The organism is Streptomyces sp. NBC_01591 (assembly GCF_035918155.1).
Lineage (GTDB): Bacteria > Actinomycetota > Actinomycetes > Streptomycetales > Streptomycetaceae > Streptomyces.
On the sequence record NZ_CP109327.1, the window covers coordinates 5,385,369 to 5,408,895 of the forward strand.

The 23,527-nt window shown below is 70.1% G+C and carries 21 protein-coding genes; 12 read left to right on the forward strand and 9 right to left on the reverse strand.

The genetic code is table 11. The annotated features are described in order from the left end of the window. Window positions 1-363 precede the first annotated feature (363 nt). From OG978_RS25185 to OG978_RS25215, 7 genes are all read left to right on the forward strand, one after another. Entirely contained in the window at window positions 364-1,413 is a 1,050-nt protein-coding gene (locus OG978_RS25185; protein WP_326767369.1) for a BMP family lipoprotein, read from the forward strand. 251 nt (window positions 1,414-1,664) lie between these two features. Beyond that, entirely contained in the window at window positions 1,665-3,248 is a 1,584-nt protein-coding gene (locus tag OG978_RS25190) for an ABC transporter ATP-binding protein (RefSeq protein ID WP_326770156.1), read from the forward strand. Continuing rightward, window positions 3,245-4,363: an ABC transporter permease gene (locus OG978_RS25195; protein WP_326767370.1), complete on the forward strand. Its 1,119-nt coding sequence runs from the start codon at window positions 3,245-3,247 to the stop codon at window positions 4,361-4,363. Before OG978_RS25190 ends, OG978_RS25195 begins: the two co-directional genes overlap by 4 nt. Further along, window positions 4,360-5,625 (forward strand): ABC transporter permease, encoded by a 1,266-nt coding sequence (locus OG978_RS25200; RefSeq protein ID WP_326767371.1) that lies wholly within the window; start codon window positions 4,360-4,362, stop codon window positions 5,623-5,625. Before OG978_RS25195 ends, OG978_RS25200 begins: the two co-directional genes overlap by 4 nt. Beyond that, window positions 5,622-6,020 carry a cytidine deaminase gene (locus OG978_RS25205; protein WP_326767372.1) on the forward strand — a complete coding sequence of 133 codons (399 nt, stop codon included), beginning with the start codon at window positions 5,622-5,624 and terminating at the stop codon, window positions 6,018-6,020. The genes OG978_RS25200 and OG978_RS25205 overlap by 4 nt, the downstream gene beginning before the upstream one ends. 133 nt (window positions 6,021-6,153) lie before the next feature. Beyond that, a complete protein-coding gene (locus tag OG978_RS25210) occupies window positions 6,154-7,431 on the forward strand; it encodes a thymidine phosphorylase (RefSeq protein WP_326767373.1) in 1,278 nt (425 codons plus the stop codon). Between the two features lie 98 nt (window positions 7,432-7,529). Beyond that, window positions 7,530-8,120, forward strand: a complete 591-nt coding sequence (locus OG978_RS25215; RefSeq protein WP_326767374.1) for a Uma2 family endonuclease — start codon at window positions 7,530-7,532, stop codon at window positions 8,118-8,120. Between the two features lie 88 nt (window positions 8,121-8,208). On the opposite strand, the gene OG978_RS25220 is transcribed toward OG978_RS25215, so the two are convergent. After that, window positions 8,209-11,559, reverse strand: coding sequence for a S8 family peptidase (locus OG978_RS25220; RefSeq protein ID WP_442817744.1), 3,351 nt, complete (start codon window positions 11,557-11,559; stop codon window positions 8,209-8,211). Window positions 11,560-11,846: 287 nt separating this feature from the next. Here OG978_RS25220 and OG978_RS25225 point away from each other — a divergent pair, with 287 nt between their 5' ends. Then, complete coding sequence (locus OG978_RS25225) at window positions 11,847-12,233, forward strand: STAS domain-containing protein (RefSeq protein WP_326767375.1); 387 nt, start codon at window positions 11,847-11,849, stop codon at window positions 12,231-12,233. A gap of 90 nt (window positions 12,234-12,323) precedes the next feature. On the opposite strand, the gene OG978_RS25230 is transcribed toward OG978_RS25225, so the two are convergent. From OG978_RS25230 to OG978_RS25245, 4 genes are all read right to left on the reverse strand, one after another. Next, window positions 12,324-12,617 carry a hypothetical protein gene (locus tag OG978_RS25230; RefSeq protein ID WP_326767376.1) on the reverse strand — a complete coding sequence of 98 codons (294 nt, stop codon included), beginning with the start codon at window positions 12,615-12,617 and terminating at the stop codon, window positions 12,324-12,326. Window positions 12,618-12,651: 34 nt separating this feature from the next. Beyond that, window positions 12,652-13,641, reverse strand: a complete 990-nt coding sequence (locus tag OG978_RS25235; protein ID WP_326767377.1) for a sigma-70 family RNA polymerase sigma factor — start codon at window positions 13,639-13,641, stop codon at window positions 12,652-12,654. 106 nt (window positions 13,642-13,747) lie between these two features. Next, complete coding sequence (locus tag OG978_RS25240; protein WP_326767378.1) at window positions 13,748-14,464, reverse strand: L,D-transpeptidase family protein; 717 nt, start codon at window positions 14,462-14,464, stop codon at window positions 13,748-13,750. A gap of 85 nt (window positions 14,465-14,549) precedes the next feature. Continuing rightward, window positions 14,550-15,866: an MFS transporter gene (locus tag OG978_RS25245; RefSeq protein WP_326767379.1), complete on the reverse strand. Its 1,317-nt coding sequence runs from the start codon at window positions 15,864-15,866 to the stop codon at window positions 14,550-14,552. Between the two features lie 62 nt (window positions 15,867-15,928). On the opposite strand from OG978_RS25245, the gene OG978_RS25250 reads away from it, so the two are divergent. Both OG978_RS25250 and OG978_RS25255 read left to right on the forward strand, forming a co-directional pair. Beyond that, window positions 15,929-16,882: a LysR family transcriptional regulator gene (locus tag OG978_RS25250; RefSeq protein WP_326767380.1), complete on the forward strand. Its 954-nt coding sequence runs from the start codon at window positions 15,929-15,931 to the stop codon at window positions 16,880-16,882. A 181-nt stretch (window positions 16,883-17,063) separates the two neighbouring features. Then, entirely contained in the window at window positions 17,064-19,340 is a 2,277-nt protein-coding gene (locus OG978_RS25255; RefSeq protein ID WP_326767381.1) for a leucine-rich repeat domain-containing protein, read from the forward strand. Between the two features lie 34 nt (window positions 19,341-19,374). Here OG978_RS25255 and OG978_RS25260 read toward each other — a convergent pair whose 3' ends face one another. Beyond that, window positions 19,375-20,058: an alpha/beta hydrolase gene (locus tag OG978_RS25260; protein ID WP_326767382.1), complete on the reverse strand. Its 684-nt coding sequence runs from the start codon at window positions 20,056-20,058 to the stop codon at window positions 19,375-19,377. 187 nt (window positions 20,059-20,245) lie between these two features. Between OG978_RS25260 and OG978_RS25265 the strand changes: the two genes are divergently transcribed. Both OG978_RS25265 and OG978_RS25270 read left to right on the forward strand, forming a co-directional pair. Continuing rightward, window positions 20,246-21,400: an adenosine deaminase gene (locus tag OG978_RS25265; RefSeq protein ID WP_326767383.1), complete on the forward strand. Its 1,155-nt coding sequence runs from the start codon at window positions 20,246-20,248 to the stop codon at window positions 21,398-21,400. Between the two features lie 136 nt (window positions 21,401-21,536). After that, the gene (locus OG978_RS25270) at window positions 21,537-21,854 is read left to right on the forward strand and encodes a hypothetical protein (RefSeq protein WP_326767384.1); all 318 of its coding nucleotides are present in this window, start codon (window positions 21,537-21,539) and stop codon (window positions 21,852-21,854) included. A gap of 69 nt (window positions 21,855-21,923) precedes the next feature. Here OG978_RS25270 and OG978_RS25275 read toward each other — a convergent pair whose 3' ends face one another. The 3 genes from OG978_RS25275 to OG978_RS25285 form a co-directional block, all read right to left on the reverse strand. Continuing rightward, window positions 21,924-22,130, reverse strand: a complete 207-nt coding sequence (locus OG978_RS25275; protein WP_326767385.1) for a PspC domain-containing protein — start codon at window positions 22,128-22,130, stop codon at window positions 21,924-21,926. 94 nt (window positions 22,131-22,224) lie between these two features. Continuing rightward, the gene (locus tag OG978_RS25280; RefSeq protein ID WP_326767386.1) at window positions 22,225-22,773 is read right to left on the reverse strand and encodes a VanZ family protein; all 549 of its coding nucleotides are present in this window, start codon (window positions 22,771-22,773) and stop codon (window positions 22,225-22,227) included. 120 nt (window positions 22,774-22,893) lie between these two features. Next, on the reverse strand, window positions 22,894-23,517 hold the full coding sequence (locus OG978_RS25285) for a GerMN domain-containing protein (RefSeq protein WP_442817848.1): 624 nt from the start codon (window positions 23,515-23,517) through the stop codon (window positions 22,894-22,896). Between the last annotated feature and the right edge of the window lie 10 nt (window positions 23,518-23,527).

Here is a 23,527-nt window from a genome sequence, read left to right on the forward strand (position 1 = left end):
CGATTTCCCTGCCCACTCGGGTTTCGAAACGCATAGGGTTCGGCGGTTCGCCCGTGATGTCCTCGGTCGGCCGGGAGTGCGCCCCGCGGTGACATGCGGTGGCCGGGCGGACCTTGAGTGCCGTACCCCTGTCCTGGTCGGCTGATCAGTATCTTCCACGCAACGGGGTACCTTGTCGTCGAGCCGTTCATCGTCTCCGTGTAACTCGATGGCAACCACCTGTAGCCGGGCAGGTCGTCCCTCGTACGCGACGATCCGATAACGGCTTCCGTACAGGGCTTTATCTGACATCTACGCGCGTTACGATCGCCGCGAAACCAGCGCCGGAAGAGGCGCTTCGGTCAGGTTTGAAGGAGCCTTCCCTTGCGCCGGATCACCCGGATTGCCACCGTGGGCCTTGTGTCCACGGCGCTCGCGCTCAGTGCCACGGCCTGTGGCAGTAAGACGTCGTCGGATGCGGGTTCCGACTCCAAGGAAGCCAAGACGGCCATCGCGTACGACGTCGGTGGACGCGGCGACCAGTCGTTCAACGACGCCGCCTACGCCGGTCTGGCCAAGGCCGAGAAGGAACTCGGCTTCAAGGGCACCGAGGCCGAGCCGTCGGACGGCGAGGCGGACGCCGACAAGGTGCAGCGTCTCACCACGCTGGCCCGCGCCGGCAACAACCCGGTGATCGGCGTCGGCTTCGCGTACGCGCCCGCCATCAAGAAGGTCGCGGCGAAGTTCCCGAAGACCACCTTCGGCATCATCGACGACGCCTCGGTGACCGACAAGAACGTCGCCAACATGGTCTTCAACGAGGAGCAGGGCTCGTACCTCGCCGGCGTCGCGGCGGCCAAGGTGACCAAGTCCAAGACGGTCGGCTTCATCGGCGGTGTGGAGACCCCGCTGATCAAGAAGTTCCAGGCGGGCTTCGAGCAGGGCGTGAAGGACACCGACCCGTCGGTGAAGGTCCTGTCGCAGTACCTGACCCAGCCGCCGAACTTCGACGGCTTCTCCAAGCCCGACCTCGGCAAGGCCGCCGCCCAGGGGCAGCTCGACAAGAAGGCCGACGTCATCTACGCGGCGGCCGGTCTGGCCGGATCCGGGTCCATCGAGGCCACCGCCAAGGCGGGCAAGTGGGCCATCGGCGTCGACTCCGACCAGTACAACCAGAAGGGCCTGGCCGCCTACAAGGGCCAGATCCTGACCTCGGTCACCAAGGACGTCGCGGACTCCGTCTTCAACCTGATCCAGTCGGTCAAGGACGGCAAGCCGCAGTCCGGTGAGGTCCGCTACGGCCTGGACAAGGACGGCGTCGGCCTGGCCGACTCCAACCCGGCCTTCACCAAGATGACCGACGTCATCGCCGCTGTCGACAAGGCGAAGAAGGCCATCATCGACGGCAAGGTCACCGTCAAGACCACCCCGTAACGGCACCTGCGTCACAGCAACTGCCGTACGGCTGGTTCCCCAGGGCCCGGAGCGCACCTTGTTGCTGCTCCGGGCTCACGGGGTGTCCGTCCGAGAAGTTCCGCCCGTCACAGCGTCTCTCCAGCACGGGGCCGACCCCGGTCTCCCGCCATGTGCTGTGCATATGCGCCTTACGATTCGGTAGCACTACGCGTGTAGACAGCCCTCCGGCGCGATAACTTCACCCCGCCCCTGCCCCTCCGCCCCCGCTCCTGTCCGGCCAAGGAGAGTGCGTCATCAACGCGTCCAGCCCCCCCGCCGTAGAACTGCACGGCATCACCAAGCGTTTCCCCGGTGTCGTTGCCAACCGGGACATCGACATCACCATTCGCAAGGGCACGGTTCACGCCCTCGTCGGTGAGAACGGTGCCGGCAAGTCCACACTGATGAAGATCCTCTACGGCATGCAGAAGCCGGACGAGGGCACCATCGCGATCAACGGGACCGAGGTCGCGTTCGGCAGCCCGGCCGACGCCATCGACCGCGGCATCGGCATGGTGCACCAGCACTTCATGCTCGCCGACAACTTCACCGTCCTGGAGAACGTGGTTCTCGGCGGCGAGAAGCTGCACGGCATCGGCTCCGCCGCACGCAAGAAGATCATGGAGATCTCGGACGCGTACGGTCTGGGGGTCCGGCCCGACGCCCTCGTCGAGGACCTCGGTGTCGCCGACCGGCAGCGCGTGGAGATCCTCAAGGTCCTCTACCGGGGCGCGCGCATCCTGATCCTGGACGAACCGACCGCCGTGCTTGTGCCGCAGGAGGTCGACGCGCTCTTCGACAACCTGCGCGAGCTCAAGGCGGAGGGCCTCACCGTCATCTTCATCTCGCACAAGCTGGGCGAGGTCCTGTCGGTCGCCGACGACATCACGGTGATCCGCCGCGGCACGACGGTCGGCACCGCGGACCCGGCCGACATCACCACCAAGCAGCTCGCCGAGCTGATGGTCGGCAGCGAACTGCCCTCTCCCGAGACCCGTGAGTCCACGGTGACGGACATCCCGATGCTGCGCATCGAGAACCTCGCGCTCACCGTGACCGATCCGGACGGTGCGGTGCGTGACGTGCTGGCCGGCATCGACCTCACCATCCACAAGGGCGAGGTGCTGGGCATCGCCGGTGTGGAGGGCAACGGCCAGACCGAGCTGATCGAGGCTCTGATCGGCATGAGGAACCCCGACGGCGGAGTGATCACCCTCGACGGCGACGACATCTCGCACGTTCCCACGCGCAAGCGGCGCGAGAGCGGCATCGGCTACATCCCGGAGGACCGTCACCGGCACGGCATGCTGCTGGAGGCGTCCCTCTGGGAGAACCGGATCCTCGGTCACGTCACGGAACGGCCCAACAGCCGGGGCGGGCTGCTGGACATCAAGGCGGCCCGCGCCGACACCGAGCGGATCGTCCGCGAGTACGACGTCCGCACCCCTGGCATCGAGGTCACCGCGGCCTCCCTCTCCGGCGGCAACCAGCAGAAGCTGATCGTCGGCCGCGAGATGAGCCACGACCCGAAGCTCCTGATCGCCGCGCACCCCACCCGCGGCGTGGACGTCGGCGCGCAGGCGCAGATCTGGGACCAGATCCGCGAGGCGCGCCGCGAGGGCCTCGCCGTCCTGCTCATCTCGGCGGACCTGGACGAGCTGATCGGGCTCTCCGACACCCTGCGCGTCATGTACCGCGGTCGGCTGGTCGCCGACGCCGACCCCGGCACCATCACCCCGGAGGAACTGGGCTCGGCCATGACCGGCGCCGCCACCGGTCATCTCGAGGCAGCACCGGAGGACGAGGACCGATGAAGAAATTCGACAAGGACCGGCTGATCCTGGGCTTCGCCGGCCCCGTTCTCGCCCTGGTCGTCGCCTTCGCGCTCACCACCGCGGTGCTGCTCGCCTCGGGCAAGAACCCGTTCGAGCCGTATCGGCTGATGTTCGACTCGGCGGCGTACGTCGACGTGCAGGTGCTGATCATCAACCAGGCGGGTACGTACTACCTCGCCGCCCTCGCGGTCGCCATCGGCTTCCGGATGAACCTCTTCAACATCGGTGTCGACGGCCAGTACCGGCTCGCCGCGATGATGGCCGCGCTGGTCGGCGCGAACGTCGACCTGCCGGGACCGCTGCAGATCGCGCTGATCGTGATCGTCGCGATGCTCGTCGGCGCCTTCTGGGCGGGGATCGCCGGCTTCCTCAAGACCACCCGGGGGGTCAGCGAGGTCGTTTCGACGATCATGCTCAACTCCATCGCGACCGCGTTGGTCGCCTGGCTGATCCTGCCGAAGAACTTCGGCGTGCAGCCCGCCGGCTCCAACAACCTGACCACCGGCGACATCCCGGAGTCCGCCTGGTTCCCCGGCCTGTCCATGGGCGCGGAGGCGGGGGAGATCTACGGGTTCACCTTCGTCGCGGCCGCCTGCGGCGTCGTCTACTGGTTCGTCCTGAACCGCACCCGCTTCGGTTTCGACCTGCGGGCCACGGGTGAGAGCGAGAGCGCCGCCCAGGCATCCGGTGTGGACGCCAAGAAGATGATCCTCACCTCGATGCTGATCTCCGGCGCCGTCGCCGGTCTGGCGGGCATGCCGACGCTCCTCGGTGACTCGCACACCTACAGTCTCGACTTCCCGACCGGGATCGGCTTCACCGGCATCACCATCGCCCTGCTCGGCCGGAACAACCCGATCGGCATCGCCTTCAGCGCCCTGCTGATCGCCTTCCTGGACAAGACGTCCTCCTCGCTCGACCAGTTCGGGTACGAGAAGGAGATCGCCACGATCATGCAGGGTCTGATCGTGATCTCGGTCGTCGTCAGCTACGAACTCGTGCGCCGTTACGGAACCCGCCGCCAGCAGCAGAAGGTCGGCGAGGAACTCGCCGCCGGCCATGCCCTCAAGACCGAGAAGGAGGCCGCACTGTGAGCGCAACCCAGGTTTCCGCCGCGAGCGTCGCCCCCAAGAAGGGCGGCGGCCGCCGCAAGCTCACCCTGCCCGTCATCCTGCTGATCATCGCGGGCGGGCTCGCGCTGGTCTCGCTCGTCCGCCTGATCAGCGGTGCCAACGACGTGACCTCCGTGGGGCAGGTCGCGGGCGCCCTCGAACTGGCGGTCCCGATCGGCCTCGCCGGACTCGGCGGTCTGTGGGCCGAGCGTGCGGGCGTCGTCAACATCGGTCTCGAAGGCATGATGATCCTGGGCACCTGGTTCGGTGCCTGGGCCGGGTTCCAGTGGGGCCCGTGGGTGGGTGTCCTGTTCGGCATCGTCGGCGGCGCCCTCGGTGGCCTGCTGCACGCGATCATCACCGTCACCTTCGGGGTGAACCACATCGTCTCCGGTGTGGCCATCAACATCCTCGCGGTAGGAGTGACCCGCTACCTCTCCAACTTCGCCTTCGACGGTGTGGAGGGGGGCTCGTCCAAGCAGTCCCCGCGGATCGAGGCGATCGACCGGATCACCATTCCGGGGCTGTCGGACTGGCTTCTCGATCTGCAGGAGAAGCACTGGTTCTTCGTCTCCGACGTCGCCGGGGTCGTCGGTGGCCTGGTCACCAACCTGTCCTGGCTGACCGTCGTCGCGCTGCTGCTGGTCCCCGGCACCTGGTGGGTGCTGTGGCGCACCTCGTTCGGCCTGCGGCTGCGCTCCTGCGGCGAGAGCCCGGTCGCCGCCGAGTCGCTCGGCGTCAACGTCTACAAGTACAAGTACATCGCCGTCGTGGTCTCCGGCGGTCTGGCCGGACTCGCCGGCGCCTTCCTGGCGATCGTCTCCACCGGCATCTACCAGGAGAGCCAGACCGGTGGCCGCGGTTACATCGGTCTCGCCGCGATGATCTTCGGCAACTGGATGCCCGGTGGGATGGCACTCGGTGCGGGCCTGTTCGGCTTCACCGACAGCCTCAAGCTGCGCGGCGGTGCCGAGAACGTGCACGCGATGCTTCTGCTGCTCGCGATTCTGCTGGTGGTCGTACTGCTCTGGCAGCTGTACCGGAAGAAGTACGTGGCCGCGGTGGTCTCGGCAGCGGTCTCCGCGCTGCTCTTCACCTGGTACGCGCTGACGGACCAGGTGCCGAGCCAGTTCGTCGACGCCGCTCCGTACGTCACGACGCTGCTGGTCCTCTCGCTCTCGGCGCAACGCCTGCGCATGCCGAAGGCGGACGGTCTCGTCTACCGCAAGGGCCAGGGCAAGTGACGGCCGCCGCGGAGGTCGACTGGGCGGCGCTGCGGAGCGCCGCACGGTCCGTGATGACCCGCGCGTACGTCCCGTACTCGCACTACCCGGTCGGCGCCGCGGCGCTCGTCGACGACGGCCGTACGGTCTCCGGCTGCAACGTCGAGAACGCCTCGTACGGCATCGGGCTGTGCGCCGAGTGCGGCCTGGTCTCCCAGCTTCACGCCACCGGGGGCGGCCGGCTCACCCACTTCACCTGCGTGGACGGGGCCGGCGAGATCCTGGTGCCGTGCGGCAGGTGCAGGCAGTTGCTGTACGAGTTCGGCGGCCCCGAGCTGGTCCTGGAGACGCCCGACGGGCTGCGCACACTCGACGAGATGCTGCCGCAGGCGTTCGGCCCGGACCATCTGAAGTAGCGGGCGACCGCAGCGCGTTCACCGTGGCCCTCCCGCACGTCGGGAGGGCCACCCCCATCTCCACCCTCTATGCGCGTAGAGTCATTCGGGACTCTTGCGTACCGTACGTACCGGCCGGAAGGACTCCCAGGACATGGACGCCATCTCCGTCATCCGCACCAAGCGCGACCGAGGCGAGCTGACCCCCGAGCAGATCGACTGGGTCATCGACGCGTACACCCGCGGTGAGGTCGCCGACGAGCAGATGTCCGCGCTGGCCATGGCGATCCTGCTGAACGGCATGAACCGCACCGAGATCGCCCGCTGGACCGCCGCGATGATCGCCTCCGGCGAGCGGATGGACTTCGCGTCGCTCTCCCGGCCCACCACCGACAAGCACTCCACGGGCGGCGTCGGCGACAAGATCACCCTGCCGCTCGCCCCGCTGGTCGCCGCCTGTGGCGCCGCCGTGCCGCAGCTCAGCGGCCGGGGCCTCGGCCACACCGGCGGCACCCTCGACAAGCTGGAGTCCATCCCCGGCTGGCGCGCCCACCTCTCCAACGAGGAGATGCTCAGCGTCCTGGACACCACCGGCGCCGTGATCTGCGCCGCCGGTGACGGGCTCGCCCCCGCCGACAAGAAGCTGTACGCCCTCCGCGATGTCACAGGCACCGTCGAGGCCATCCCGCTCATCGCCAGCTCCATCATGTCCAAGAAGATCGCCGAGGGCACCGGCGCGCTCGTCCTGGACGTCAAGGTCGGCTCCGGCGCCTTCATGAAGACCATCGAGGACGCCCGTGAACTGGCCTCCACCATGGTCGCGCTCGGCACCGACAGCGGAGTGCGCACGGTCGCCCTGCTCACCGACATGGCCACCCCGCTCGGCCTGACCGCGGGCAACGCCCTGGAGGTGCGCGAGTCGGTCGAGGTACTGGCCGGCGGCGGCCCGAAGGACGTCGTCGACCTCACCCTCGCCCTGGCCCGCGAGATGCTCGACGCGGCCGGGCTCAAGGACGCCGACCCGGAGAAGGCCCTCGCCGACGGCTCCGCGATGGACGTCTGGCGCCGGATGATCTCCGCCCAGGGCGGCGACCCCGACGCCACGCTCCCGGTCGCCCGCGAGCAGCACGTGATCACGGCCCCGTCCACCGGCGTACTGACCCGCCTGGACGCGTACGACATCGGCGTCGCCGCCTGGCGCCTCGGCGCGGGCCGGGCCCGCAAGGAGGACCCGGTCCAGGCCGGCGCGGGCGTCGAACTGCACGCCAAGCCGGGCGACGTGGTCACGGCCGGCCAGCCGCTGCTGACGCTGCACACCGACACCCCCGAGAAGTTCGACTACGCACTGAAGGCCCTGCCCGACGCGTACGACATCGCCCCGGCCGGCACGGAGTTCACCGCCACCCCGGTGGTGCGGGAACGTATCGCCTGACCTGCGGCTTTCCCATTCGGGTGAACGGGATCGGTGGACTGCCGCCGGTCCCGTTCGGCATGCTGGACTCGGTGACGCACCGATAAGAGGAGACCGCCATGAGCGCACTCACCGTCGATCCCGCCCCCGGCCACGGCCAGGACTGGGACGACCTCGTCCGGATCTGGGAGGAGACGGACGCACCCGAGGGCTGCAAGGTGGAGATCATCGAGGGGATCGTCACCGTGTCGCCACCGCCGTCCAAGGACCACAACACCACCGCGGAACTGCTGCAGCGCAGGCTCTACTCGGTGATTCCGGAGGACTGGGGGATCTACCAGACCCTCGGTGTCGCCGTGCCGGGCCGGGCCGGGCTCTACATCCCCGATCTCGTCGTCGTGCCGCGTGCCGTGGCGACCGGGCCGGGCAACCGCGTCCCGGCCGAAGAGGCGCGGCTCGTCGTCGAGATCACCTCGCAGGCCAACGCCAACCACGACCGCATCGGCAAGGTGCACGGATACGCGAAGGCCGGTGTCGAGCTGTTCCTGCTGCTCGACCCGTGGCACTCGGGCCGCCCCACCGCCACGCTCTACGGTGAGCCCGACGGCGGCACCTACCGGGTGCTGGACACGGTCGAGTACGGGGAGAAGCTGACGCTGCCCGAGCCGTTCGGGCTGGACCTGGACACCGGGGTGTTCCCGGTGAGTTGAGACGGGAGCGGCCCGTCGGGGCGGAGGGATCCGTCCCGACGGGCCGCTGTCATGCGGGCGGTGGGCCTGGCGGCTCACCGGTGGTCGGTCACTTGCCGAAGTACGCGTTGTAGATCGACACCGACGACTTGTTGCCCTTCTTGTCCGTGACATCGGCCCGGTAGGAGATGGACTTCCCCTTGGCCGGGTTCTTCACGGAGATCTTGCCCGCCTTGACCGTGGACTTCTTCCAGGTCTTGCCGGCGTCGTAACTGACGTACACCGTCAGTGACTTGAGGTTCTTCCCGGCGGCCGCGCCCTGCACCGTCACGGGCACGGAAGCGGTCCTGCCTGCCGTGACCCTGCTGTCCGCGGTGACATTGGGTGTGAACCGCACCGTGGAGACCGGCAGCATGGCCGGGCCCGAGGTCCGCTTGGAGCGGAAGGTCCAGCTCGCGTCGATCCGGGTGGAGACCGGGGAGAGTGCGGTGCTGCGCCGCATCGAGGTCGTCAGCCGGTAGTCGGCGGCGGCGGACGGTACGGCGAAGGGGATCAGGCCCGTCAGCGGGTCCTCGTTCTGGGCGAGCTTCTTGCCGTTGCGGTACAGGACCGTCTTGGCCGAACTGTAGGCGGAATCACCCATGTTGCCGCGTCCGTCGGCCACCAGCGGCAGCATGCCGACGATGTTGTCGCCGTCGCGGAGGATACCGTACTCGGAGTTGACCGCGGGGCCGAACACCGCGGTGTTGACCTTCTTTGTGTAGGACTTGCCCGCCTTGAAGCTCTGCGGGGCGCCGAGGGAGTACTGCGCATCGATCACCGGGTAGCCGTCCTCGTCGACCCCGCCGGTCTGGTTGAAGTCGAAGTTCCACTTCGCCTTGTCGGCGGTGGAGACGTAAGCGGTGACCTTGCCGGGGATCTTGTGGGGGGTCCAGGCCGCCCAGCCGCCGTCCGAGCCGGGCAGCGAGCCCCCGGCGGCGATCTCACCGGACTTGCCCTTGGCGGGCGAGCCGAGGGAGAGGCTCACCTTGGCCAGTTGGCCGGTGGTGTACTTCCGCTCGAAACCGGTGGCCGCCCGGGTCACCGGACCGCCGGCCGCGATGTCGTACCGGGTCGAGGTTCCCTTGCTCCAGCTGCCCAGCCAGTGCTGGGAGACCGATCCGTCGGTCACCGCCGGGCCGAAGTGCGCGGTGCGGAAGTTCTTGTACGTGTCGAGGATCCAGCCGTAGGTGTAGCCGCCGTCATCGCTCGTGAACTGGAGGTCGGGCGCGGCCAGCAGGGACTTCGTCCCGGTGGCGGGCACGGTGATGTTCACCGGCTTCGCCTTGCGCGCGTCGAGCGTCACGGTGAGGTTCTTGGTGACGTCCAGCTTCGGCTGCGCCAGCCAGTCGGTGCCCTTGGCGTAGTCCTCGGGGTCGATGGTGACAGCCGCGTTCAGCGTGTAACCGCCCCTGGGGACACGGACCTTGGCCGTGCCGTCGGTGTTCGTCGGGGAGAGCCACTGGCCGAGTGCCGTTCCCGAGAGGCCGTAGAGGTCGGTCTCGGCGAACTCGGCGGGCTTGCCGTCGCGCCCGAGGGTCTTGACCGTGAGGTCGTACGACTCGATCTCGCGCTCGACCGCGGCAGCGGTGCGGACGCTCTGGCCGCCACCCGTCCCGACGAGGTACGCGGAGTAGGTGCCGTCGGCCGTACCGCCGAGCTTGGTGTTCACGGTCAGCGGCACGTCCGCGGTGCCGCCCGCGGGGACCGTCACCTTGTCGGAGCCGAGGCCGAAGAAGCCGGCCGGGGCGGGCTTGCCCTTCGGGCCGGTGGCCGTGACCGCGAGGTCGAGGGTGACATCGGTCGTGCCGAGGTTGCGGTACGTCACCTTCTTGGTGACCGGGGTGTCGTCGGTGTGCGGCCACTGCTGCACACCGAAGCTCACCGAGACCGGGTCGGCGACGACGGTCTGGGCGATCGCCCGGTCGACTGCGATCCGACCCGTGCCCTGCTCGAACGGCGTGTACGCGCCCGGCTTGGTCGAGGCCGTCAGCGCGCCCTTGAGCTCGGCGTACTTCCACTCCGGGTGCTGCTGCTTGAGGAGCGCCGCGGCGCCCGCGACATGCGGGGTCGCCATCGACGTACCGGAGATCGTCAGATAGCCGGGCGGGTTCTGCCCGACCTCCTGGTCGATGGCGGAGCCGGGCGCGGCCGCCGCCGTGATGTCCACGCCGGGGGCGGTGACATCGGGCTTGATCGCCCCGTCGCCGATGCGCGGGCCACGGCTGGAGAAGTCGGCCAACTGGTCCTTGTCGTCGACCGCGCCGACCGTCAGCGCGGCGTCCGCGCTGCCCGGGGAGCCGACCGTACCGGCCCCGTCGCCCTCGTTGCCCGCCGCGATGGCGAACAGGACACCCTTGTCGGCCGACAGCTTGTCGACCGCCGCTTCCAGCGGGTCCACCTCGGGGGTGTCGGCGCCGCCGAGGCTCAGGTTGATGATGTCGGCGCCCTGCGCGACCGCCCACTCCATGCCGGCCAGGATGCCGGAGTCGTCGCCGAAGCCGTCGTCGTCGAGCACCTTGCCTTCCAGCAGCTTGGCGTCCGGGGCCACGCCCTTGAACTTGCCGCCCGACTTGGCGCCCGAACCGGCCGCGATCGAGGAGACATGCGTGCCGTGACCGACCCGGTCCTTGGCGTCGGGCGAGGCGGTGAAGTTCTTCGTGTCGAGGATCCGGTCCTGGAGATCGGGGTGGGTGGCGTCCACACCGGTGTCCAGTACGGCGATCTTGACGCCCTTTCCGGTGTAACCGGCCTTCCAGGCGGCAGGGGTACCGATCTGCGGCACGCTCTTGTCGAGGCTCGCCCGGCGCACCCCGTCCAGCCAGACCCGGTCGATCCCGGCGGCCGTGGTGCGCTGCGCGCTGTGCGAGGCCTTGCTGGTGAGCGCCTGCCAGATGTCCTGGGCGTCACGCTGCGGGGTGGTCACCGACTGGGCGTTCAGCGAGTTCAGGGTCCGGCCGACCCGGGTGGAGCCGGCCTCGCGGACCTCGGCCTTCGCGTCGGCGGCCTTCGCGCCCCGGTAGGAGACGATCAGCTTCAGGCCCGACTTCTGGGCCCGGAGGTTCTCCGCCCGGCTCAGCTCGGTGATGTCGAACAGCCGGCGGTCCAGCTTGCCGGAGCTGATCAGCCGGTGGGCGTCGGCCGGGACGAGCAGGGTGTGCCCGTCGCGTATCTGCCGCTGCACGGGTATGTGCTCGCGGCCCTCGGCGGCCCGGAAGGACACGAGCTTGCCCTTGGCGTCCACGGTGACGCGGTCGCCGGTGATGAGCGTCAGCTCGTGCCGGTCCGCGGACCCGGCGCCGGCCGGGCGGCCGCTGCCGGAGCTGGTGGTGTCGGGCTGGGCCACGGCCGGGCTGGTCATCCCGGCCGCGAGCGCCACCGCGGCGGCCGCGGCGACGGTCGAAACACACGCGTTTCTCACGTGTTTGCGCAACTCTCCCCCTGGAGAATCAGGCGGCCCCGAGGGGCCACTGGTCAGTCGGCACCGATGGGACGCCGGTGCCGGCCGGTTCACGTACCTAGAGGGGGAATTGGCCGGGGAGGTTCACAGAAACCGCATAGATCACCGGAGTTGACGGAATTCATCGGTCCGGAGCGGTGCGAGGGGAGACGGCGCGGAGAGGCGCAGGGCAGGTGGGGGCAGCTGCCGGGCGGGTACGGGGCGCTCACCGGGCCGGGCGGCCCGGAAAGGACAGAAGCCGGCCGGCGATGAGTTTCGGCCGCCGGACCGGTCTCCCTGATGTGGAACCCATGACCCCGAACGTTCTCGTCGTCACCGGCCGCGTCACCAGGGCCGCGGTGCCGGGACTCTGCGCCGAGCTGGAGACGCTGCTGTACGACCCCGACGGCGCCGTCCGCGACCCGGACACGGGGGTGGACTGCGACGTGGGCGGGGTCGTGCACGTGGATCTGGCCCTGGTCGAGGCGATAGCGCGGCTGGGGCTCGTCGCGCGCCGGGCGGGCGGCCGGAGACTGCGGCTGCGCAATGTGCCGCCCGAGCTGCAGAGCCTGCTGGACCTGGTCGGGCTGGCCGATGTGGTGGATGTGGGGTGCGGGACGGGGACGGCGACGGGGGCCGGGGAGGGCCGGGGCTGAGCGGACGCGCCCCGACCCTGGGGAGCCGCGCCCCTTCACGTCCCTCCGCACCCCTTCGCGTCCTCGGCGTCCCCTCGGCCCCCGTCCCGCTCAGTCCGCGGGCTCGGCTGCCCGTGCTCGTACGCAGACCGTCTGCGTGAGGCGGGCCGTCCCGTCGCCGACCGGGGCCGCCGACGCCGCGAGGAGTGGGGCCGCGGTGGCGGTGGGGCGCGGCGACGCGGCGCTGACGAGGTCGTCGCAGGCGGACTCGGGCTGCGGCCCCGGCTCACCGCCCGGCCCGGAGGGCCGGGCCGGACCGGACTCGGGGCCGCCGGTGGCGGACGGCTCGCCCATCCACTGGGTCAGCCCCCAGCCACCGGCCGCCAGTACCACCCAGCCGGCCACCAGCCCGTTCCGTATGCCGCGCCTCACGCCGCCCTCACGCCGCGTCGTCGTCGAGATGGTCCGGCAGCCCGAAGAGCGGGAACCAGCGCGGGGTGTCCAGGAAGCAGTGCATCCCGGTGATGGCCCCGTCCGAGATGTCGATGACCTGCACCGCCCACGGCACGAACCCGGGCCCGTCCGGATTCGGCTTGTAGTGCGCGAACGCCGGGGTGCCGTTCGCCGACGTCGCCACCAGGCGGGAGCCCGCACAGCTCGCGCCGATGGAGAGCATGAAGCCGGTGATGTCGTCGTGCCCCTGGAGCCAGAGGTCGAACGGCGGCATGGTCATCACGGCGTCCTCATGGAGCAGCGCGGTCAGCGCCGCCATGTCGTAGCCCTCGAAGGCCGCCACGTACCGCTCGAGGAGCTTGCGCTGCTCCTCGTCGAGCGGATTCGCGGCGTCGGCGGGCTTGCTTTCGTGTTCGGTGAGGGTGGCCCGCGCGCGCTGGAGGGCGCTGTTGACCGAGGCGACCGAGGTGTCGAGCAGCTCGGCGACCTCGCTCGCCTTCCAGGCCAGCACCTCGCGCAGGATCAGCACGGCACGCTGCTTGGGCGGCAGATGCTGGAGCGCGGCGACGAACGCCAGGCGCACCGACTCCCGCGCCACGGCGGCCTCCGCCGGGTCGGCCACCGTCGGCAGCATGCGCCCGTCCGGCATCGGCTCCAGCCAGGTGTTCTCCGGCAGGGGGTTGAGTGCCGCCTGGGCGAGCGGTGTCGGGCCCGTCAGATCGACCGGACGGGCCCGCTTGTTGCCGGCGTTCAGCATGTCCAGACAGACATTGGTGGCGATCCGGTACAGCCAGGACCGCAGCGAGGAACGCCCCTCGAACTTGTCGAAGTTGCGCCAGGCACGCACCAGCGTGTCCTGCACCGCGTCCTCCGCCTCGAAGGCCGAGCCGAGCATCCGGTAGCAGTAACCGGTCAGCTCGACCCGGTGTCCCTCCAGACGGCTGTCGACGTCCGTCGTCGCTGTCAGATCACTCATCGCTCCACCCCTGTTGCGCTGTGACACCGCTCACTCCGGCACTCCGGAAGCTACCGCAGGCCACTGACAACGGGGGCGTGAAGTACCGGAGCCGCCCTATTTCCGGTCACGTTCCGGGCTTGCGCCCGTACACGTACACGTCGTCGCCGTTCCTCAGCAGTTTCCAGTACGACTTGGCGTCGGCGGTACGCATGTTGACGCAGCCGTGCGACCCCGGCGGGTTCCACATCTTCACGCCGACCGCGTGGAACGCCTGACCCCCGTCGAAGAACTGGGAGTACGGCATCGCCACGTGGTAGATCGACGAGACATGGTCGATGTGCCGCCAGTAGATCTTCGTCGACCCGGTGCGGGTCTCGTAGCCGTTCCGCCCGGTTCGTACCGGCACGGGGCCGAACTTCAGCTTGCTGCCGTCCTGGATCCAGCTCAGCTGCCGGGTCAGGTCCACGCACGCGATGCGCCCCTTGTTGGTGGGGCACTTCTTGTCCTTGTTCGGGTTCTTGCCGGCCGCCTTCTGGGCGGTGAGCGTCTTCATCGTGCGCCAGGTGACCGGACCCGCGTATCCGATGGTGGGGGTGACCCCGTACTTGCTCTGGAACGACCTGATCGCCTTGCAGTCGGCGGCCGACTGCTTGCCGTCGGCCGGCCGGTTCAGATACTTCTCGACCTGCTTCTGGTACGGCCCGGTGGACGTCGTGCAGGACGCCGCCTGCGCCTGTCCGCCGGTGGCCAGCACCAGGGCCGGTACCGCGGTCAGGCCTGCGACCGACAGCGCGAGCCCGCGCCGCAGCCGTACTCCCCGTACGTTCCCCGCGACTCCCATGTACGCCAACTCCCCTTCGCGCGCCGTGAGGTGCTTCCGCCTGCTAGACGCGCGTCGGGGAGTGGATGGTTGTGCGCCGTACGTCTCAGTTCTGTACGGAGGCCACCGGAACCAGCCGGCGCCGCTCGGCGCGGGCGGCCCGCGTCCCGTACAGCGTGATCGAGACGACGCCGAGGACCGCGAGCAGCCCCAGCGACACGGTCCCGGCCCAGCCCCCGGCGTGGAAGGCGACCGCGCCGAGCGTGCCGCCCGCGCTGGAGCCCAGGTAGTACGCGGACTGGTAGAGCGCCGACGCCTGGGCGCGGCCCTTTGTCGCGGTACGGCTCACGGACGAGGAGGCGACCGCGTGCCCGGCGAAGAAGCCCGCCGTGATCAGGACCAGGCCGAGGAGTACGGCGGCCAGCTGGTCGGCGAGCGAGAGCAGCAGACCGGCGGCCGTGGTGGAGACGGCCAGATACAGCGCGCCCCGGCGGCCGAGCCGGGCGACCAGCTGGCCGGCCGCGGCGGAGGAGACCGTACCGACGAGGTAGACCAGGAAGATCGAGCCGACGACACCCTGCGGGAGGTTGAACGGGGCCTCCACCAGGCGGTAGCCGATCACCGTGTAGACCGCGCCGAACACCGTCATGAACAGCGCGCCGATCGCGTACAGCCGGCGCAGCAGCGGATCGGCGAGGTGCCCGCCCACCGTCTTGGCGAGGGCCTTCGGGTTCAGCGTTCCCGGGGTGAAGTTCCGCGCCCTGGGGATCATGAAGTGGAAGACGACCGCGCAGGCCACGGCCAGCAGGCCGACCGCGCCGAGCGCCGCGCGCCAGCCCCACAGCTGGGCGATCCAGCCGGTGAGGATACGGCCGCTCATGCCGCCGATGCTGTTGCCGGCCACGAACAGCCCGATCGCGGCGACCAGTGCCTTCGGCCGCACCTCCTCGGCCAGGTACGCCATCGCGGAGGCGGGCAGCCCGGCCAGTGCCGCGCCCTGGACGGCGCGCAGCGCGATCAGCCAGCCCAGCGAGGGGGCGAAGGGGACGAGCAGTCCGACCAGCACGGCGACCGTCAGCGAGGCGGTCATCATCTGCCGCCGTCCGAACCGCTCGGACAGCGCACTCATCGGCAGCACGCACAGCGCCAGTGCGCCCGTCGCCGCTGAGACCGTCCAGCTGGCCTGTCCGGCCGTGGCGCCGAAGGAGGCGGAGACGGCGGGCAGCAGGGCCTGCGTGGAGTAGAGAAGTGCGAACGTCGCGACACCTGCGGCGAAGAGCGCGAAGCTCATCCGGCGGTAGCCGGGGCGGCCCGGTTCGAGACGCTCCGGGGCGGTGGCGGCGGTGGCGACGGGGGCGACGGGGGACGGCTGGGGCGAGGCGGCCACGGTGAGGGTGGACGCCCCGGTACTGGCAGGAGGCATGCCTCGAAAGTAGGCTCTCCGCTTTCATGCGTCCAATGCACGAAGTGGCGATAATCAATCCCATGGTGCATGAACGCAGCTCACAGCCCCGGCTGTCACCCAGTAGTTACGAAGAAGACATTCGCGCCGTGCTCGCGCCGCGGCTGGCCCACTTCGAGGCGGTGGCCCGCCACGAGCACGTCACGCGCGCCGCGCAGGAGCTCGGCGTCCCGCAGTCGACCCTGTCGCGGGCGATGGTCAGGCTCGAACAGGACCTGGGAGTCGCCCTGTTCGCCCGCAAGGGCCGCACCGTCTCCCTCACCCCGGCGGGCCGCACCTTCCTGGGCTCCGCCGAGCGGGCCCTCGCCGAGGTCGAGAAGGCCGCCGACTCGGTACGGGCCGACGCCGACCCGGCCACCGGCAAGGTCGCCTTCGGTTTCCTCCACACCATGGGCTCGGAAACCGTCCCCGCCCTCATCCGCGCCTTCCGCGCCGACCACCCCCGGGTCCGCTTCCAGCTCGTGCAGAACTACGGCGAGGCGATGATCGAACGCCTGCGGGCCGGCGGCCTCGACCTCTGCCTCACCTCACCCGTCCCGGACGCCCCCGACCTCGTCGCCCGCCGCCTGGACGAACAGCGCCTGCGCCTCGTCGTCCCCGAGGACCACCGCCTCGCCACCCGCCGCCGCATCCGCCTCGCGGAGGCCGCCGACGAAAAGTTCGTCACCCTCGAACCGGGTTACGGCCTGCGCCGGATCACCGACGACCTGTGCGCCGAGGCGGGCTTCACGCCCCGTGTCGCCTTCGAGGGCGAGGAGGCGGAGACCCTGCGCGGCCTGGTCGCGGCGGGCCTCGGCGTGGCCCTGCTGCCGCCGCCCGCGGTCGCCCGCCCCGGCGTCGTCGAGCTGACCGTCACGGCCCCGAGGGCGGCCCGCGAGATCGGCGTCGCCTGGCTGGACGGCCACCCGGACACCCCACCGGTGGCGGCCTTCAAACGCTTCCTGCTGTCGCGCCGGGGACATCTGCTGCCCGACTGAGCCGCCGCCCCCGTCCCGGAACCCGCCCTCCCGCTGTCAGTGCCTCCCCCTAGGGTCACCCGCGTGCAGCCGCGTCGAACCGGCGCACCACACCACTCCGAGCAGAGCAGCAGGGGAGCAAACACGGATGACCGGCCAGGAATCCCGGAGCGCGGCCGCTCCGACAAGCCGCGAACTCACCATGATTCACTCACCCCTGGGGTACCGCGTCATCACCGCCGAGGAGGCGGAGGAACGCTTCCGGATCTCGGACGGCATCGGTTACCCGTACGCCGAGTTCGCCGACGACCAGGAGATCCGGCTGTACGAGGGCGGTCTGCATGTCGCGGGGCACCTGGGGCCGGAGGGGGGCGAGGACTGGGTTCCGTACAACACCATCGTGGACGGTGACCTCACCGTCGACGGCAACCTGGACTGGTGGGACAACAGCGGCGGCAACTTCCTCGCCGTGACGGGCAGTCTGCGGGCCCGGAACGTGTTCCTGTACGGCTGCCCGAACGTGCTGGTGCGCGGGAACCTGGAGGTGACGGGCGGCATCTGCGGCTCGTACGGGGACGACGGCGGCCTCCTCACGGTGCGCGGCAGCACCCGCGCGTCGCTCATCATCGGCATGTTGTACTTCTGCCTGGACTTCGCCGAGCAACCGCAGGCCCTCCTCGTCGGCGACCCCTGCCGCACCAACCACCCGGTCGACTTCACCAACGGCGAACTGAGCGGCATCCTGCTGCCCGAACTGCTGAACAAGCACGGTGAAGCCGACTCACGGAAGATCGAGGAGGCCATGGGCGAGGGACACCAAGTGCTGCGCGCCGGGGTGCGCCCGAGCCGCGTCATCGCGCTGGAGGAGCTGGACTCCCTGCTGGACCGGGCCGACGAGGTCACCGAACTCGACCTCTCCGGACGGAAGCTCCACAGCTTCCCGGAACAACTGCTTGCGTTCCCCCGACTGCGCGTCCTGTCGCTCGCGGACAACGGCGAGATCGGCGCCATCGGCGCACGCATCGGCGAACTCACCGCCCTGGAAGAACTCGACGTGTCGGGAACGGGACTGACCGGGCTGCCCGAATCCATCGGCGCACTCCGGAACCTCCGGGTGCTGGACATATCCGGCAACCGCTTCACGGAACTTCCCGAGTCCCTCGGCAGCCTCGGCCGCTTGGAGGTCCTGCGCGCCGGACATCTGGCCTGCCGGCTCCCCGAATGGATCGACCGGCTGCGCTCACTGCGCGAGCTGGACCTGTCCTGTCTGAACCAGGGGCGCTACTACTGCGACACCCTGGTCGCGTTCCCCACGGTTGTCACCCGCCTGACGGGACTGCGCACCCTCGACCTGTCCAACACCTGGCTGGAGTCCGTCCCCGACGCGCTGCTGGACCTGACCGGGCTGGAGGAGCTGAACCTCAACTCCTGCCCGTCCGCCCGGCTGACCCGACTGCCCGAGCTGGCCCGGCTGCCCCGCCTGCGCGTACTGCGCCTCAGCGGCCGCACCCCGTGGACGGAACAGCCCCCGGCCTCCAGGGACCTGCTCGCCGGCATCTGGGACATCGCCACCCTGGAACACCTGGAGCTCGACCGCTGGGGCCAGGAGACCTTCGACGGGGAGAAGGCACGCACCGCGTTCAGGTCCCTGCCCGACGACGCCTTCGCCCGTACGCCGAACCTCCGCCACCTCGACCTGGCATTCAATGAACTCACCACCCTCCCCGAGCCCTTCTTCGCCCTGCGGCACCTGGAGTTCGCGAACTTCCGGGGCACGAAGCTCGGCCGGCCGACGCTGGACCGGCTGCGCGCGACGTTCCCCCGCACCCGGCTCCACCTGAAGGGAGTCGCGGTCAAGGAGGTCGTCCACGACCCGAACTGGCAGGCCGTGCACGCCCTGGTCGGGGACGGCGCCGGAAAGGGGCCCAAGGAGGCGATCGCCGCGTACAAGGAAGCCATCGCGCTCTGCGTCCCGGGATCGAGCTACTCCGACTACGACCAGCTCTACGCCCACTACGCCCTGGTCAACATCCTCGGCGACCTCAGCGACAAGGCGACGGACACCGACCGCCCCGCCCTGGACGCCGAACTCGTCCGGTACGCCGAACAGGCCATGTCCCTGATACCCGACACGATCTGGCACTTCACCGACGAGGGCGCCTTCCAGGAAGAGGTCAGGCGCCGTACCGGCAACGCCCTGGCCTGGCACCTGCTGCACGGCGGTGAACCGGAGCGCGCGCTGACCGCCGTGGAACAGGCGCTGGCCGAGGCCGAGGGCCCGGCGCACGACTTCATCCGCGACACCCAGGTCCGCATCCTGCTCGCCCTCGGCCGCACCGACGACGCCTACCGGGCGGCCGACCAGGTCCTCACCCGCGACCCCGGGTTCGCAGACCTCACCGACATCGCGGCCCTGCCCGGGTTCCAGCAGTGGCGGCGGGCCCAGCGCATCGACAGGTTCCTCGGAGGCGACCGATGACCCGGCGCCGCACCTCTGGGACGCCCCCGCCCCCTCACCCCCGCAGCGACTTCCCGAACCCCGCGGCCAGCGGCATCCGCAGCCCCAGCGGCGGCGGCGCCGCCAGTGCGTCGGAGACCGGGCGCGCGTAGGCCCGGCCGAACAGCGAGCCGCGCACGAAGTCCGCGGCCAGGGCTATCACTTCGGCCCGGTGCTGGCGCAGCCCGTGGCCGTCCGAGTGGACCTCGAAGCGGCAGGTGTCGCGGTTGGTCTTCTTGGCCCGCTCGGCCAGCCGGAAGGAGAGTTCGGGGTCGGTGCGGGCATCGTTGGTGCCGTGTACGAGCAGCACCTGACGGCCGAGCAGATGCTTCACCGGCTCCGGCTCCGGCTCGTCCGCCCCGGCCTCGGGCAGCCAAGGCGCCATCGCCAGAACGGAGTCGACCGCCGCGTGGCCGCCCGCCCGGAGCGCGGCCCGGCCGCCCATGCCGTGGCCGGCCAGGCAGACGGGGATGTCGCCGTAACGTCGTACGACCTCGTCCACCGCCCACTCGGCGTCCGCCGCGAGGTCTGCCGCTGTCGCGTTCCAGCCGCGACAGCGGTAGCGCACGACATGCGCGGCGAGCCCGTCCTCCTCACCGGCGCGGGCCAGGGCGCGGGCCAGCGGCAGCTGGAGTGCGTACGAGAGAGGGGAGGGGCGGCGGTGCGAGTCGGTCTCGCCGTCCGGGAGCAGCAGAACCACGCCGCTGACCGCGGTTGGAGCTCCGGCCGTCCTGACGGCCCGTCCCAGCCTTGCGGCAGGCAGGGGGAGTGCGCGCTGTGCCATGACAGAACAGTGTCAGAAAGACAGGTGTACTCCACCCGTATTCGCGGTCACTGTTACGCATCGACAAGCGACAATCTACGCGCGTAGGCGCTAGAGTGCGCAAATGATGAGCCCGACCCTTCATGTGCCCGGCCAGGATCAGATCCGGCGTGCCCCCAAGGTGCTTCTCCACGACCATCTCGACGGCGGCCTGCGCCCGGGAACGATCGTCGACCTCGCCCGCGCGAGCGGATACGAAGGACTGCCCGAGACCGAGCCCGACAAGCTCGGCATCTGGTTCCGCGAGGCGGCCGACTCCGGGTCGCTGGAGCGCTACCTTGAGACGTTCGCCCACACCTGCGCCGTCATGCAGACCCGCGAGGCGCTGGTCCGGGTGGCCGCCGAGTGTGCCGAGGACCTGGCCGCGGACGGTGTCGTCTACGCCGAGGTGCGGTACGCCCCCGAGCAGCACCTGGAGGCCGGACTGACCCTCGAAGAGGTCGTCGAGGCGGTCAACGAGGGCTTCCGTGAGGGCGAGCAGCGGGCCCGCCGGGACGGGAACCGCATCCGGGTGGGCGCCCTCCTCACCGCGATGCGGCACGCCGCGCGTTCCCTGGAGATCGCCGAGCTGGCCAACCGCTACCGCGACCAGGGCGTGGCCGGCTTCGACATCGCGGGCGCGGAGGCGGGCTTCCCGCCCACCCGGCACCTCGACGCCTTCGAGTACCTCAAGCGGGAGAACAACCACTTCACCATCCACGCGGGCGAGGCCTTCGGCCTGCCGTCGATCTGGCAGGCGCTCCAGTGGTGCGGTGCGGACCGGCTCGGTCACGGGGTCCGCATCATCGACGACATCGAGGTCGACGAGGACGGTGGTGTGAAGCTCGGCCGCCTCGCCTCCTACGTACGGGACAAGCGCATCCCGCTGGAGCTGTGCCCGACCTCCAACCTCCAGACCGGCGCCGCCGCCTCGTACGCCGAGCACCCCATCGGGCTGCTGCGGAAGCTGCACTTCCGGGCCACCGTGAACACGGACAACCGGCTGATGAGCGGTACGAGCATGAGCCTCGAATTCGAGAAGCTGACCGAGACTTTCGGATACACGCTCGACGACATGCAGTGGTTCACCGTCAATGCGATGAAGTCGGCATTCATTCCTTTTGATGAACGTCTGGCGATGATCAACGATGTGATCAAGCCCGGATATGCCGAGCTGAAGTCCGAGTGGCTCTTCGAGCAGACCACTGCGACCAGCGTTTCTTCCGCTTCCGCAGGCTGATCGGACCCTTTGCGGAGAACGGCCGGGGCGTCGAATTCCCGGCCGTTCTCGGCGTGTCGGCATGTTTGCGGGAAGGGCGGTGGGATGGCTACGTTTCGGATCCCCCCACATCCCTATCCCCAAGGATGAATTTCACATGAAGCAGTCCGCTGTCAGGACTCTCGGCGTCACCGCTCTCGGTGCCGCTTTCGCCGCCGCCGCTGCGGGTACCGCCTCCGCCGCAGTGCTGCCGACCGATGCCGCGACCACCGCTCTGCCGGTCGCGAGCGCGGCGCTGGGAACGGCGACCCAGAGTCTGCCGGTGCAGGAGACGGCCACCAAGCTGCTCGGCACCGACCAGCAGAAGCTCGTCGGCGAGGCCACCACCCCGGTCAAGGGCCTGCTCGGCGGCATGCCCGCGGGCGGCCTGAAGACCAGCGGCCTGTCGACCAACGGTCTCCCGCTCGGCGGCTGATTCTCGTAAACGCCTGTGGGGCGGACACCCGGATCGGGTGTCCGCCCCACAGGCGTTTGTGTACGAGGGTCACCAGGCGGCGGTGGCCGACGACGTCTTCTCGGACGGGAACAGCAGCCACAGCGCCAGGTAGAGCAGGAACTGCGGACCCGGCAGCAGGCAGGAGACCAGGAAGATCACGCGCATGGTTCCCGCGGAGGTGCCGAAGCGCCGTGCCAGCGCTGCGCACACTCCGCCGATCATGCGTCCGTCACGGGGGCGGGCAAGTGCGGCCATGGTGGGCTCCTTCGCGAACCGTTGCTGAGGGAGCAGCTCCGTCGTGCTCCCGATGTCTCCATGGTGGCCCGGCGAAGGGGGGCAAAGCGTCGCTCTACGGTGCGATCCCGACCCTGGGAATCGTCGGGGTCGCACCCTGGCCCGCCTCGTCCCTGGGGTGGGGCACCACCCTGACCCGCTCCTGCTTCCTGCGGCGCAGCCGCGCCCGGCACATGGGTACGACGAGCAGGTGGGCGAGGGCCACGCCGGTGGTGTTCAGCAGCAGCGAGTCGACGTCGACGATCTGTCCGGGCACTCCGGTCTGGGCCAGTTCGATGGTCGTCGAGATCAGCGCCCCCGCCGCGACGGTGCGGGCCAGCGAGGCCCACGGGGAGACGGTGAGCCGGCCCCCGGCCATCGGCAGCAACACGCCGAGCGGGGCGAGCAGCAGCAGCCCCTCACCGATCCGCCGGGCGGCCTCGACCGGGCCGAGGGACAGGTCGGCTCTGATGCCGTCGAGCGGATGAAGATTCGAGGCGGTCGTCCACGGCACGTCGAGGGGGCGCAGCGTCAGCCACCCGACGAGCAGCAGATGCGCGAGGAGGAGAGATACCCCGGCCGCGCGGAAGCGGATGACGGCTTGACCGTCCGAACCTTGACGCACGCCCCCCAAGACGCGGCGAACGGCAGGATCGGTTCCGTCGACCCGGAATCCGGCCTGTCCGGACGCCCCTCTGGTGCTCGAGGCCGGAGAGCCGGGTGCAGGGGCCCCGGCACCCGCCGCTCAGGCCCCCGTGCCTGTGCCCACGCCCAGCGTCGGTACCGCCTTGGGCCGCGCCTTCATCTCCGAGGTGCACAGATATCCGCGCGGCGCGTAGTCGCCGGGCCCGCCCAGTACCACCGTGTCCTCCGGGGCGAGCGTGTCGCTCTCCGCGTACGTGCACACGATCTGCGCCAGTGCCTCGGACCGCAGGTCCTCCGGCTGCTCGCTGAGCCGCAGTGTGCCCGCCCGGTCGCCGGGGCGGGCCGCGTCGACCCGCAGGTTCTGCGGGACGGTCGTGGAGTACCCGGCCTGCCGTTCCTCGGCGGGCGGCTTCTGCCGCAGTTCGTCCAGGAGCGCCTGCGCCACCCGGACCCGGTCCGAAGCGTTCTCGTCGACCTGCACCGTACGGTCCACCGTGACCAGCTGCGCGGAGCAGACCAGATAGATCTGTACGGGGATGCCCTTGAGGGCCTGCGTCGTGACGTTCTCCGCGGACATCGTGCACGGCACCTGGGACGGCGCGGCCCCGGCGTCCACCGGCACCGAGGTGGACCTGATCCCGCAGCCCGCGGCCAGCAAGGCCCCGGCCACAACCCCGGCCAGTGCCACGGCCGAACGGTACGCCCGGCGGTTGCCGCTGCCCATCACGCTGCCC